We start from the raw sequence: 13,102 nt of genomic DNA on the forward strand, positions 1-13,102 counted from the left end.
TCGCGGAAAGCGCTCGGGTACCGGGTCGGGCGGTTCAGGCCTCCAGCCGCTGCCGCAGGCTCCACGGGCGCATGTCGGTCCAGACCTCGTCGATGTGCCGCAGGCACTCCTCTTTGGTGCCGCGCACGCCCTGGTCCGTCCAGCCGGGCGCGAGGACGCGGTGGACGGGCCAGATGCTGTACTGCCGTTCGTGGTTCATGACCACGCGGTACGCGGCGGCTTCGGGCTCGCTCATGAGGGCGGTTCCTCCGTTGTCACGAATGTGATCGCAGGCAGGGGAATGTTCTCGAAAACGCGGGCCAGATGGGCTCGCAATGATTTCTCGAAGGCCGCGGTCCCCTCTCCGCCGAGGGGCGCGGCCTCGCGTGCGGGCGATGTTCCGGGGGCGGGCGGCGGCGGGCTCAGCACGAACGGCGCGTCGCCGGCCAGGCCGGTGGCGAATACCACGTCGAAGTCCCCGTCGGGGCTTTCCGCCGACCATGTCGCCCGCACCTCGTATCCCAGGCGCGCGCCGATCGCGTGGCATGTCTCGGGATCCAGTGCGGAATTCACGGCTGTACCGGCCAGCTTTTCGACGGCCGATTCCACCGGTTCGCCTCGGTCGAGCGCGCGGAGCGCGGCCATCTCGCCCGCGAGCCTTTTGTTGGGAATGTTCGCCAATCGCATCGCCGCGGGACGCCGGGCCGAAAGATATTCTTCCAGGGACGCCGCGTCGGCGATCTCCGTTCCCCAGCGAGGCCGCTCCACTCCGTCCGGTGATTTCGCCTCGGCGGGACGCCGATAAAGCAGCACATCGTATCGGTGCCGGGTGAGCTCGTTGTGGTGTTCGCCGCGTTTCAGGCGGACGTCCACCGCGGCGATCTCGCCGAGCGCGGCGGGCAGCGCGGCGAAGAACTCCGGGTCGAACAGCAATTCGCGCTCTTCGAGCTCCCGCCGGCCGATTCTCTCGCGCACCGATTCCGCGCGCGGATTCCCGCCCGCGTCGAGCAGTTCGGCCGCCGCGTACAGGCCGCGCCGCAGCCGCCGGTTGCGGATGTCGCCGAGCACGACGACGCCGCCCGGCGCGAGCGCCTTGAGCGCCCCGTCCAGGACGTCGAGAAGGTAGCCGGCGTCGGGGAAGTACTGGACGACCGAGTTGAGCACCACCGTGTCGAAACGGCCCGCGGGCAGGCCGCCGAAGTCGTGGGCGGGCTGGTGGCGGACCTCGACGACCTCGGCGAGCCGCGGGTCGCGCGCGACGGCCCGCGACACAAGTCGCACCGCGTCGCCGCTGAGGTCGGTGGCCCAGTAGCTCTCACAGCGCGGCGCGACCCGGGACAGGATGAGCCCGGAGCCCGCGCCGATCTCCAGCACGCGGCGCGGGCGCAGCGCGAGCACGGTGTCCACCGTGCGCGCCCGCCACTCCTCCATCTGCGCGCGGTCGATGGGCAGGCGATCGTAGCCGCTCTTCCATTCGGCGAAGTTCTCACCGAACTCCGGGTCGCCGGCCTGCGCTTCGTAGACGGATCCGTAAATCGCGCGCCATTCGTCGAGCCGACGTTCTCTCGCCATTTCGCGGATGGTGCGCAGAACGCGTTCTCTGGGAACGACGAAGGCCACCAGATGACGATCGCCCGCGCCGTCCGCGCGTTCTTCCACGGTCACCCCGGCGACGTCCATATGTCGCGCCAGCGCGGATCTGATGTTCTTCGGATCAAATCTTCCCCGGGACGAGGATGACCCCCCGTCATGACGTACGCCCCCCAAAGCGGACCCCCGTCGCCTCAGACATTTCAGACACTTCGGACATCTTGCTCAATATCTTGACACCATCTGAAATGCAACGTTGGCCATTATTACGACCCGCCGGCCGGGCCGTCAAGGATTCAACTCTCCACGGGACCGTTCCAAATCCTGGCGACCGCGACGCCAACCCTATTCAACAAGTAGGTTTTGTGGAATTAACCATTCTTGCATCGCGTACAATGCTCGGCATCCCTTAGTCGACGGCGCGTGATAATCCACGGACACAGCGTTGCCATACCGCTTCCCGGGGATGAACGCTTGACAGTCCGATCAATGATGGGAGAGTGTCTTTCCCGATCCCGATTACATCCGACATCCACCGCTATGCCCGGCGGAGCGGTCGCAAGGGACGGGTTAAATTGGACTTCAGTCTGTTCTATTTCTCCGCCGACAGCACCGGGAACGAGCGGAACCGCTACGAGCTCCTGATGGAGGGCGCGCGATTCGCCGACACCCACGACTTCCGCGCGGTGTGGACGCCCGAGCGCCACTTCCACCCCTTCGGGGGGCTGTACCCGAACCCCGCGGTGACCGGCGCCGCCGTCGCGGCCGTCACCGAGCGGGTCGGCATCCGCGCCGGCAGCGTCGTCGCCCCGACCCACCACCCGGCGCGCGTCGCCGAGGAATGGGCCGTGGTCGACAACCTGTCCCGCGGCAGGGTCGGCGTCTCGTTCGCCTCCGGCTGGAGCGCGATCGACTTCTCCTTCACCCCCGAGAACTACGCCCGGCGCCGCGAACTGCTCTTCGAGCACACCGAGGAGATACGCCGCCTCTGGCGTGGCGAGAGCCTCGACGTCGTCGACGGCGCCGGCGCCCCCACCCGCGTCCGGATCTTTCCGCCGCCGGTGCAGGCCGAGCTGCCGGTCTGGATCACCAGCGGCGGCGACATCGGAACGTTCCGCGGCGCCGGCCGCATCGGCGCCGGGCTGCTCACCCATCTGCTGGGGCAGGACATCGACGACCTCGGCAAGAAGATCGAGGAGTACCGCGCCGAGTACCGCGCGGCGACGAACGGGGGGCGCGGGCACGTCGCGCTGATGGTCCACACCTACCTCGGCGAGGACGACGACGAGATCCGCGAGATCGTCCGCGAGCCCCTCTACGAGTACCTGCGCAGCTCGATCAACCTGCTCGTGGGCTCGCGCAGCGTCGACGCCCGCAAGATCGACCCGGCGTCCCTGCGGCCCGCCGACGTCGACTTCCTCGTCCAGCGCTCCTTCGACCGGTACTTCGACGAGAGCGGCCTCCTCGGCGGCCTGGACAAGGGACGGCGGATCGTCGAGCGCCTGCGCGGCATCCAGGTCGACGAGATCGCGTGCCTGATCGACTTCGGGCTGCCCACCGCCGACGTGCTCAACGGCCTCAAGTATCTGGACCAGCTCCGCCAGTACTGTCAGTCCCCATGACCACCCGAATGGCGATCGACGAGAACGACGGCCGGGCGACGCTGGCGGTCATCGGGACCGGCGGCCTCGCCCGCGCCGTCTGCTACGCGCTCGCGGAGGGCGGGAGGCCCCTCCGGGTACTGGTGATCGGCAGGGATCCGCGCAGGACCGCCGAGGTGAGCTACATCGGCTCGGTGAAGACGCTCGGCACGCCTGTGACGTTCGAGCCGGTCACCGTGGACCTCGCCGCCGACGGCGCCCTTGCCGAGGTGCTCGCCGCGGCCCGGCCCACCGGCGTGCTGGTGCTCGCCTCGCCCCAGTCGCCGTGGGAACGTCTGAACGCCCCCTCGGACTGGACCCGCCTGGTCCAGCGCGCCGGATTCGGCCTCACCCTTCCCTTCCAGGCGCGCTTCGCCCGCCAGGCGGCCGAGGCGCTCGCCCGGTTCCGTCCCTCGGCCTGGCTCGTCAACGGCTGCCTTCCCGACGCGGTCAACCCGGTGCTGGCCGGCCTCGGCGTGCCCCCGCTGTGCGGGATCGGCAACGTCGCGCTGGTCGCCTCCGCCCTGCAGGCCGCGCTCGGCGTCCCCGAGCGTGCCCGACTGAAGGTGCTGGCCCACCACCTGCACCTGCACAGCCCGCCCCCGAACGCCGAGGAGGCCCTGGCCTGGGCCGACGGCAGGCCGGTCACCGGCGTGGGGGCACTGCTCGACGCCATGAGATCGGTGTCCAGACCCGAGCTCAACCTCCTCACCGGGCAGGCCGCCGCCCGCCTGGTCGGCGACGTGCTCGAGGGCCGGGACGCGCACGCCAACCTCCCCGGCCCGCTCGGGCTCCCCGGCGGCTACCCCGTACGGATCTTCCGCCCGCACCCGGACGAGCCGGTGCGCGCGGAACTGAGCCTGCCGGACGGGGTGAGCGAGTCCGAGGCCGTCGCCTTCAACGAGCGGGCGGCGCGGCACGACGGCGTCGCCGTCGAGCACGGCCGCGTCGTCTTCACCCGGGTACGGCCCGGTGACCTGCCCGCCGAGCTGGCCGACGGGTTCCCGGTGGGCGACCTGGACGAGGCCACCCGATGCCTGAGCCGATTCCGCGATCGCCTGCGCGGCGACACCTAGCTCGCCACCACGTTCCCCCGCGAAGACCTCGCGAGACCCAGAGGAGCCAGCATGCCGGAAACCGGCCTCGACGCGGCCACACCCGTACGGTCGGCCAATCTCCTGCTCGACTTCTTCGACCGGCTCGGCGAGGCGATCCCGGCGATCGCCGGGCACGTGGACCCGGTCCGCGACGGCGACGCGGCGTTCTCGCCAGGCTTCCTGCTCCCCGAGCCGGACGAGCCCCTGCGCCGCTTCTTATCCGCCGCCACCGTGCGGTGGCACCGGCTCGCCGGCTACGGCGGGCACCGCCTGCACCTCATGGACCTCACCGGCAACCCCGGCACGGGCACGACGAAGACCTTCGCGTCCCTGCTGATAGTGGCCCGCGCCGTCGCCTACATCCGCCGCTACGGCGAGAACGTGACGATCTTCTCCCCCACCTCGGCCAACAAGGGCACCGCCCTGCGCGACGCGGTGCTGCGCGCGATCGAGGCCGGGCTGGTCGAGCCGGAACAGTTGCGCGTCGTGATCGTCGCGCCGCGCTCGTGTCAGGCGAAGCTGCGGGCGAGCCGCCTGTCGGAGGACCCGGAGCTGCGCGCCCTGAACCCCGTGTTCCTCTACACCGGGCCCGAGCCGGAGCACGTCAAGGCGCTCGGGGCCGAGTTCGTCGAACGGTACGGCGCCGAGGCGGGCAAGCGGCTCGACACCCGGCTCTGGTACTCGCTGGAGCTGCGCAACTACATGGTCGCCGACGCCGCGCGGGCGTTCTTCGAACGGGAGGCCCTGCCCGACGCCACGGCCCGCCGCGTGCACGCCCACGCGGTGTCCAGCGCGTTCGGCCTGCTCGGGTACCACCAGGGCCGCGCGGCGCTGGAGCGCGCCGGACTGGCGCGCCCGGAGGACCGTCCCGCGAGCCTGCTCGTCCAGCACCTGGGCACGCCCGACATGGTGCTGAACCTCGTGCACGGCGACTTCGGCCGCGAGAACGTCCCCGCCTACACGACGGCGGCCGACGGGCTGTACCACCAGTCCGCGGACCCGCGCTTCCCGAGGGTCACCGCCGATCCGGGCGAGGTGCTGGACCCGACCTTCTACACGCACCGCCCCGCCACCTCCCCTGCCATGAACGAGCTGATCCGCCGGTACGGCGGCGACGGCATCGTGGTGTCCCTCGCCGAGTGCGTCGAGCGCTACCCGCTCCTGCGCCGGCTGCTCGACGGCACCGGATGCGCGCTGCCCGCCGACCTCCGCGAACTGCAGGAATGGTCGCTCGTCATGGCGCTGACCGGTGTGATGAACGCCGTCGACCGGGGCCTGGTCGAGGGCGCGGGCCACGACATCGTCGTCCACGGCTCGGGCGCCTACGCCCGCGCGGACTACCGCCCCCTGAGATACTTCACGGAAGTGGAAGAACCAGGCGACATAGCGACCGCACTCTACGGCGACAGGTGACCTATGACCGATTCAGCGACCTCAGCCAACGTCAGCAAGCCGCGCGTCCTCTCCGGCATCACCGCGACCGGCAAGCTGACGATCGGCAACTACATCGGAGCGCTGAGCGTCTGGGCCGCCGAGCAGGACCGCTACGAGAACTTCTTCTTCATCGCCGACCTGCACGCGCTCACCATCCCCGAGAACATCAAGGCGGACGCGCTGCGCGAGCGCATCAAAGAGATCGTCGCGCTGTACCTGGCCTGCGGTCTGGACCCGGCCAAGTCCGTGCTGTTCCAGCAGTCCCGCGTGCCCGCGCACGCCTCCCTCGCCTGGATCTTCGACTGCGTGACGCCGGTCGGCTGGCTGGAGCGCATGACGCAGTACAAGTCCAAGTCCCAGACGGCCACGCCGAGCGCCGGCCTCTTCACCTACCCGGCGCTGATGGCCGCCGACATCCTGCTGTACCAGGCGGCGTACGTCCCGGTCGGCGACGACCAGCGCCAGCACATCGAGATCACCCGCGACATCGCGCAGCGCTTCAACCACCTGTTCGGCGAGGCGTTCCGCGTGCCGGAGCCGCTGATCCGCGCCAGCGGCGCCCGCATCATGGGCCTGGACGACCCCACCGTGAAGATGAGCAAGAGCCTGGCCGAGACCCGCGACGGCCACGCGATCGGCCTCCTCGACCCGCCGTCCAAGATCCGCAAGGCCGTGATGCGCGCGGTCACCGACTCGGGCTCGGAGGTACGCGGCGACGCGATCGGCCCCGGCGTGGACAACCTGCTCACGTTGTTCGAGGTCCTGTCCGGCACCGACCGCGCGAGCTCGCTGCGCCAGTTCGAGGGCCAGGGGTACGGCACCCTCAAGAAGGCCGTCGCCGAGGTCGCGATCGAACGGGTCGGCGCCATCCAGTCCCGCTACACCGAGATCCGCGCCGACGAGACCTACCTGGAGAAGACCCTCATCGAGGGCGCCGAGAAGGCCACCGCCGTCGCCGACCGCACCCTCTCCACCGCCATGCGCCTGACGGGCCTCCTCTGATGCCGGACCTCGGCATGCGGGAGCGGCTCGACGCGCTCGCGGCGGAGTTCTGGACGTGGCGGGAGGCGACCGGCCCCGACTCCTCCGACGACCTTCCGCGCCTGGAGCGCCCGGCGGGCTGGCTTCCCGACTGGTCGGCGGACTCCGTCGCCGACCGCCGCCGGCGGCTGGGCGAGTTCGCCGCGCGGCACGCGAGCCTGGACACCACGGGCGAGCCGGTCGCCGTCCAGGTGAACGCCCGGCTGCTCGGCTGCGCCCTGGACCGCGCCCACTGGGAGCTGGACCTGCTGCGCGGCTGGCGCCGCAACCCCTGCTTCTACATCGACCAGAGCCTGGTCCCGGTCTACAACCTGCTGCTGGTCTCCACGCCCATCACCCCCGAGCGCGCCACCGCGATCATCCGCCTGCTGGACCACGTCCCCGTGGTGCTCGCCCAAGCGCGCGAGAACCTCGCGGGCGAGGCCGCGAAGCCGTTCGCGACCTCGGCGCTGCGCATCCTCGCCGACGCCGACACCCGGCTCGACACCGCGATGACCGCGCTCGCCCCCTTCCTTCCCGAGGCGCGGGCGGCCGAGCTGCCTGCGGCGACGGCCAGGGCCGTCACCGCCGTGCGCGGCTACCGCGACTGGCTGCGCGAGTCGCTACCCACCTTCGCCCCGGACGGCGCGGCCGGGTCCCACGCCCTGCGGTTCCTGCTGCACCGCGTGGCCCTGCTGCCGTACTCGGTGGAGCAAATACGCGAGCTCGGCCGCCAGGAGTGGACGCGAGCGCTCGCGACGGAGGCGATGCTGGGCGCGCGGCACCGCGGCCACACGCCGCGGCCGGTGCCCGGCACGGCCGAGCAGATCGCCCGGCAGCACGCCGCGGAGCAGGAGGTCCGCCGTTTCTACACCGGCCGCGACATCCTGACTCAGCCGCCCACGCTGCGCCACTACCGCTTCGCGCCCTGCCCGCCCTACCTGGAGCCGCTGATCTGGCTCGGCGTCCCCGACGACCTGACCTCGCCCGCCCGCGCCGGCGAGGACGCCGTCAGGTACGTCGTCGCCACCGAGGCCGAGCCGCCGTACTTCGAACGCGCCGCGGCGATCGACCCGCGCACGATGATCGCCCACGAGGGCGTCCACGCCCAGCAGGTCGCCCTCTCCTGGCGCCACCCCGACCCCGCCCGCCGCCGCTTCTACGACTCCACCCCGAACGAGGGCATCGCGTTCTACAACGAGGAGCTCATGCTCCTGTCCGGCCTGTTCGACGACAGCCCCGAGGGCGCGGCGTTCGCCGCCAACGCGATGCGCCTGCGCGCCCTGCGCGTCGAGGTCGACATCGCCCTCGCCCTCGGCGAGCTCACCGTCGAGGCCGCGGCCGACCGCCTGCGCGACCTGGTCCCGATGGACGAGGAGACCGCATGGGACGAGGCCGTCTTCTTCCTGGGCAACCCCGGCCAGGGCCTGAGCTACCAGATAGGCAAACTCCAGATCCTCGACCTCCTCGCCACCGCCACCCAACGCCCCGGCTTCACCCTCCGAACCTTCCACGACGACCTCTGGCAGGAGGGCAACGTCCCCCTCTCCCTCCACCGCTGGCAATCCCTGAACCTCCCCGACCACCTCCACCGCTCCGCCCAGCTGGCCGCCGCCCTCTCCTGACCCGGCCCGCCCCGTCTCCGCACCAGAATCGGCGTCGGCGCCTGCGCTGAAAGGGCATGCCCGTACCCCCCGAAGCGGGTCGGCGTTAACCCAGGACCGTTTCTCGCAGGATGACCGAGGTGGCATTCTCACGCTGGCGGTGTGTCGTCTCCTAGCTTCAGGGGAGGCTTCCATGCGGCGGCGTCCGGGGTGGCCATCGGAGACGTTTCTGGCGCGACTTCCCGAGGCGTCCCGGCAGGAGTTGCTGGGTCTCGGCCCGGTACACGCCCATCCCGCCGGCCGCGTACTGGTCCGCCAGGGAGACCCCGGCACCCTGCTGTACGTCATCGCGCACGGCCTGGTCAAGGTGACCGCGCGCACCGAGAACGGCAAGGAGTCGCTGCTCGCGGTGCGCGTGCGGGGCGATCTGGTCGGCGATATGGCTCTCGGCGGGTCGCCGCGCTCGGCGACCGTGACCACATGCGGCCCGACCACCACCTGCGTGATCAAGGGGGACGTCTTCCTCGCCTTCATATGCAGGCATCCGCCGGCCGCGCTGGCCTGGAACACCTTCACCGGGGAGCGGCTGCGCTGGGCCAACCAGCGGCGACTGGAGTTCGCCGGGTACGACAGCGACGTCTGCCTCGCCCGGCTGCTACTGGCGCTGCTCGCACGGCACGGCCGTCCCACGAGGCACGGCATGGACCTCGGTGTCCCGCTGACCCAGCCGGAACTGGGCAGCCTCATCGGCGCCAAGGAGAGCACCGTGCAGAAGATCCTCCGGGATCTCTCCGTCCGGGGACTGGTCCGCACCGGCCGTCGGCGCGTGGTCGTCACCGATGTGCCGGGCCTGACGGCCTTCGCCGAACTCCCCCCGTCCTCGGCAGAGAATCATCGGGCCAAGCCCTAATAATGCGGGTTCCCCTATTCCGGCCGTTCGCACAATCGAGGACGGCATGTGCCGGGCGAACGGGAGGAGCCCCATGCGCGACGAACGCGAGTTCCGCTTGATGATCACATCGGACATCGAGGATTACGGGGGGCGCAGCGACGGCGACCAGGTGGAGCTGCAACAGAGGCTGACGCGTGTCCTGGACCTGGCCGCCGGAGCGGCGGGTCTGGCGTGGCTGGAGTGGAAACAGCAGCCACAGGGGGACGGCTACTTCACCGTCCTGCCTCCAGGCACCGACGCCGCGACCGTTCTCGGGCCCTTCATGACGGCGCTCGCCCGGAACGTCGAGGCCGCGAACCGGGGACGGGACCGCATGCGCCTGCGGCTGTCCGTGCACGGCGGGCCGATCCATGTGCACGGCGCCGCGGGGTCGCCGGGGGGCCACGCCGTCCAGTCGGGAAGGCTGGTGGGAGCCGCCCCGCTGCGCGCCGCCATGGGCGCGCGCCCAGAGGCCGGCCTCGGGGTGATCATCTCGGACCGGGTCTATGAGGACTTCGTCGGTCAGGGGTACGGCGGTCCGTCCCGCGAGGAGTTCCGCCACGTGCACGTGACGGCGAAGTCACAGGAATATCAGGCTTACGTCCACCTCCCCGGGCACAACGTTCATCGGCTGTCCGAGCTGGACGAATACGACGTCGAGCCGGGGGTCCACGGCGACGACGAGGTAGTCCGGGAGGCCGAGCGAGGCGGGGTGACCGCGGGCCGTGATTATTACGGCGGCGGCACCGCCACGGCCGGCGGCAACGGCGTCGCCTTCACGGCCGGCAGAGACGCGTTCTTCGGCGACGATCCGCGCGACGGGAGGCGCCGCCGATGAGTGATCCCTCCCCCGCCCCCGACCCGTCTGTGCCTCCCGAAGGGGAGCGACCGTTCTCGGCCGACGAGCCCCCTTCCGACGGACCCGGGCGGGATGACGGGCAGCGGCCGGACGACGGTCCTGACGACCGGGACGATCCCGATGGCGATGACGAACAGGGCAGTTCGCAGGAACCCGGCGACGACCCCATGCTCGCGCGACGTGTCCACGAGGAGGAGCGCAACCTGTGGCTCCGGCTGAACATCCTGCGACGGCTGGCAGGGCTCGAGACAACGGCCGGGCGCGACGCGTTCGGCGGGCCGGTCAACCACGCGCGGGGCAACGGCCACGCTTACGGCGCCGGACGCGACTTCTTCTTGAACCATTTCGCCTCTGATGGCGGCCCGCACGTGCAGAGCGCGCCGATGACCGCAGAGCAACTCGGACGGCTCAAAGGGTGCCTGGTCACCACTCGCTCCCAGACCCGGCTGACGGCGATGCTGGCCACCGAGCCACTCGTGGTGCTGCGCGGGCTGCCCGGGATGGGGCGGGTCACGACGGCCATGGCCGCGCTCCAGGATGTGACCGAGTCCTGTCACTGGATCATGCTCCGCGACCCGTTCCGCCTGACCACGGAGGACCTAAAGAAGCGCGCCGGGTACGTCGTGAACGCCGACGTACCCGAGTGGACGTCACGACCGGAGGAGTTCGCGGAGTTCCTGGCATCGATGGCACTGCGCAAGGACTGCCGCATCGTCCTCGTCAGCGCGGACTTCGACCTTCCCCACCGGGTGGTGGACCACGATCCACCGGCCGCCGTCGAGGTGTGCCGGGCCACGGTCGCCTACTTGCTCCGCGACCCGGACGCGTGGGAGAGGCACGGACTGGACGCTCTCGACATCGGCCAGCTGCTGTCCGGCCGCCGCCCGCGCGAGGCGGCGTTGTTGGCCGAAGGCCTGGCGGACGGCGTGCGGCGTGGCCTGCCCGTCCAAGACGTGCTCGATGCCCAGCCGGTGTTCACACGGACACGGTTCCGTGAGCATCTGAACAAGGATCTGACCAGGTCCGGCCACTGCTTCCTCATCAGCAGCGCGGTGCTGCACGGCCTGCCGGAACCCGCGGTGTCATCGGCGGCGCTGGAGCTCGCCAGGCTGATCGCCGACGGCACAGGCGTGGAGGAGGAGCCCGATGACGGCCCCGTATGGGAACGCCTGAGGAGCTGGCTCGGCTATTCGGACATCAGCGCGGTCGAGGGCGACCGCCCAGGTGAGGGACGGCGCGTGCGGTTGCGCGAGGATCTCGTTTCGCTGCTCCTGCCGATGCTGTGGGAGGAACTGCCGGGGGTGCGCCCGCACCTCTACGTCTGGCTGCGCCGGCTTGGGGACGGTCCGGACGAGCACGTGCGGATCAAGGTGGCGCACGCGGTGGGCCTTCTCGCGACCTGCGACTTCGACCTGGTCCAGCGGGAGTTCCTCGACGGGTGGAGCCGTGATCGCAAGCCGGCACGCAAGCAGCTCGCCGCCTGGGCCCTGGAAGCGGCGGCCGGAGCGCCCGGGCTGAGCGGCCGCGTGGACCGCCTGCTGCGCGAGTGGGCGGAGTACGGCCCGTACGAGCGCCTGGCGACGGCCGCGATCGCGTATGGCTCGCCGACCCGTGTTCGAGACCTCGGCGACGCGCTCGACACGTTCGAGCGGATCACCAGGGTCACCCGGAGGTACTGGCTCTGCGACGCCGTCGCGCGGTCGGTCGCCGACATCTACGCGCCGGATACCGCGCGACCCGTCGTCGGCGCGCTGGCCCGGTGGGCGCGCGGCGAGGCGGCGGGCGGGCGGCTCGCGGCCGCGCTGGCGCTGGTGCGGCTCGGCGGGCCACGCCCCGGTGCCCGTCCCGTGCTGCTGGACCACGGCGACGACGAGGATCTGATCGCCCTATGGAGCCGGTCCCTTGAGCTGACGTTGTCGTCCGACCGGATGGCGGGGCGGGGGTCGAGCTTGTCGGGCCGCCTGTGGGAGCTGTTCACCGCATGGGTGGGGGCGTGGGAGGAGTGCCCGTCCTTACGGCCGGTGGTCGCGGGCGTCCTCCTGTCGGCCGGTCAGGGAGAGGTGCGGCTGCGCCGTACCTACCAGCTCTACCTGCTGCTGTGGCGGCGTACGGCGACCGTTTCCGGCGAGCTCTTCGACCATCTGAACCGCATCCTGAAGGACTGGTGAGCGATGTCGTTCCTTTTCAAGCACTACAGCTTCGCCCCCGAGCCGTCCCTGCCGAAGGGAGGCGAAGTGCTGTCGTTCCTCTCGCCCGCCGCCGGCGAGGCGTTCGACTTCGCCGTGTCCGTACGCCTGCGGCTGCTTGCCGGTGGACGGCGCAGGTCGTGGGCACCCGACCGCGAGGAGGTCGACCGGGTCGGCGAATTCGTGCGCCGGACGGTCCGGGGCACGACCCGCGGGCACTCCGTCTTCGACGTGGTCAATGCTGAGGCCGCGGTCAACCAAACCCTCGACCGTCGTCTGATGGGGGTCTCGCACGACGATCCAGCCATCATCTCGCGGTGGGGGGCGACCGCCGAGCTCGCGCTACCGGAGCGCGTCAAGGAGGTCAGGCGGGCCCACGAGATCGCCGTGTACGAGCTGGACGCCCAGGCGAAGGTCACCGAACGGCGCGTGGACCGGCTCAGGGAGTCCAGCGGGATCTGGACGGCGCTGCTGGACGAGACCACGAGGAACCCGTACGCCCGCTACGCCGTGCGACTGACCCAGAACGACGCGTCCCCGGCCGAGATCGTCGAGCGGATGCTCGACACACGACGGGAGGACGCCGACCAGCTCCTCACCCTCGTCGCGAAGATCGTGAACGCGCAGCAGGCGGCGGGGGTGGTCGACCTCGTGCTCGCCAGCGACACCGCGCTACGGGCGGCCTTCCAGCGCCTCGGCGTGCCGCTGCCCCCGGCCGATCCCGACTCGCCGTTCGCGCCCCTTGATCCGGTGCCCTGATCT

11 protein-coding genes are annotated in these 13,102 nt (G+C 71.0%); 9 read left to right on the forward strand and 2 right to left on the reverse strand.

The annotated features are described in order from the left end of the window. Positions 1 to 34 precede the first annotated feature (34 nt). Together BJ981_RS09620 and BJ981_RS09625 are read right to left on the reverse strand one after the other, a co-directional pair. On the reverse strand, positions 35 to 235 hold the full coding sequence (locus BJ981_RS09620; protein WP_184610062.1) for an MbtH family protein: 201 nt from the start codon (positions 233 to 235) through the stop codon (positions 35 to 37). After that, on the reverse strand, positions 232 to 1,659 hold the full coding sequence (locus BJ981_RS09625; RefSeq protein ID WP_184610064.1) for a class I SAM-dependent methyltransferase: 1,428 nt from the start codon (positions 1,657 to 1,659) through the stop codon (positions 232 to 234). The genes BJ981_RS09620 and BJ981_RS09625 overlap by 4 nt, the downstream gene beginning before the upstream one ends. Before the next feature lie 485 nt (positions 1,660 to 2,144). Between BJ981_RS09625 and BJ981_RS09630 the strand changes: the two genes are divergently transcribed. The 9 genes from BJ981_RS09630 (at position 2,145) to BJ981_RS09670 (ending at position 13,099) form a co-directional block, all read left to right on the forward strand. Continuing rightward, positions 2,145 to 3,191 carry a MupA/Atu3671 family FMN-dependent luciferase-like monooxygenase gene (locus BJ981_RS09630; protein ID WP_184610066.1) on the forward strand — a complete coding sequence of 349 codons (1,047 nt, stop codon included), beginning with the start codon at positions 2,145 to 2,147 and terminating at the stop codon, positions 3,189 to 3,191. After that, positions 3,188 to 4,285, forward strand: a complete 1,098-nt coding sequence (locus tag BJ981_RS09635) for a Rossmann-fold NAD(P)-binding domain-containing protein (RefSeq protein WP_184610068.1) — start codon at positions 3,188 to 3,190, stop codon at positions 4,283 to 4,285. The genes BJ981_RS09630 and BJ981_RS09635 overlap by 4 nt, the downstream gene beginning before the upstream one ends. Before the next feature lie 51 nt (positions 4,286 to 4,336). Then, on the forward strand, positions 4,337 to 5,719 hold the full coding sequence (locus BJ981_RS09640; protein WP_184610070.1) for a DUF6002 family protein: 1,383 nt from the start codon (positions 4,337 to 4,339) through the stop codon (positions 5,717 to 5,719). A gap of 3 nt (positions 5,720 to 5,722) precedes the next feature. Further along, the gene (gene trpS / locus BJ981_RS09645; protein ID WP_184610072.1) at positions 5,723 to 6,742 is read left to right on the forward strand and encodes a tryptophan--tRNA ligase; all 1,020 of its coding nucleotides are present in this window, start codon (positions 5,723 to 5,725) and stop codon (positions 6,740 to 6,742) included. Beyond that, entirely contained in the window at positions 6,742 to 8,385 is a 1,644-nt protein-coding gene (locus BJ981_RS09650) for a DUF885 family protein (protein WP_184610074.1), read from the forward strand. Before trpS ends, BJ981_RS09650 begins: the two co-directional genes overlap by 1 nt. A gap of 172 nt (positions 8,386 to 8,557) precedes the next feature. Continuing rightward, positions 8,558 to 9,274 carry a Crp/Fnr family transcriptional regulator gene (locus tag BJ981_RS09655; RefSeq protein WP_184610076.1) on the forward strand — a complete coding sequence of 239 codons (717 nt, stop codon included), beginning with the start codon at positions 8,558 to 8,560 and terminating at the stop codon, positions 9,272 to 9,274. A 73-nt stretch (positions 9,275 to 9,347) separates the two neighbouring features. Next, the gene (locus tag BJ981_RS09660; RefSeq protein WP_184610078.1) at positions 9,348 to 10,133 is read left to right on the forward strand and encodes a hypothetical protein; all 786 of its coding nucleotides are present in this window, start codon (positions 9,348 to 9,350) and stop codon (positions 10,131 to 10,133) included. A gap of 188 nt (positions 10,134 to 10,321) precedes the next feature. Next, a complete protein-coding gene (locus BJ981_RS09665; protein ID WP_184610080.1) occupies positions 10,322 to 12,322 on the forward strand; it encodes a hypothetical protein in 2,001 nt (666 codons plus the stop codon). Between the two features lie 3 nt (positions 12,323 to 12,325). Beyond that, positions 12,326 to 13,099, forward strand: coding sequence for a hypothetical protein (locus tag BJ981_RS09670; RefSeq protein WP_184610082.1), 774 nt, complete (start codon positions 12,326 to 12,328; stop codon positions 13,097 to 13,099). Positions 13,100 to 13,102: the final 3 nt, after the last annotated feature.

It is taken from the genome of Sphaerisporangium krabiense (assembly GCF_014200435.1).
In the GTDB taxonomy this organism is placed as follows: domain Bacteria; phylum Actinomycetota; class Actinomycetes; order Streptosporangiales; family Streptosporangiaceae; genus Sphaerisporangium; species Sphaerisporangium krabiense.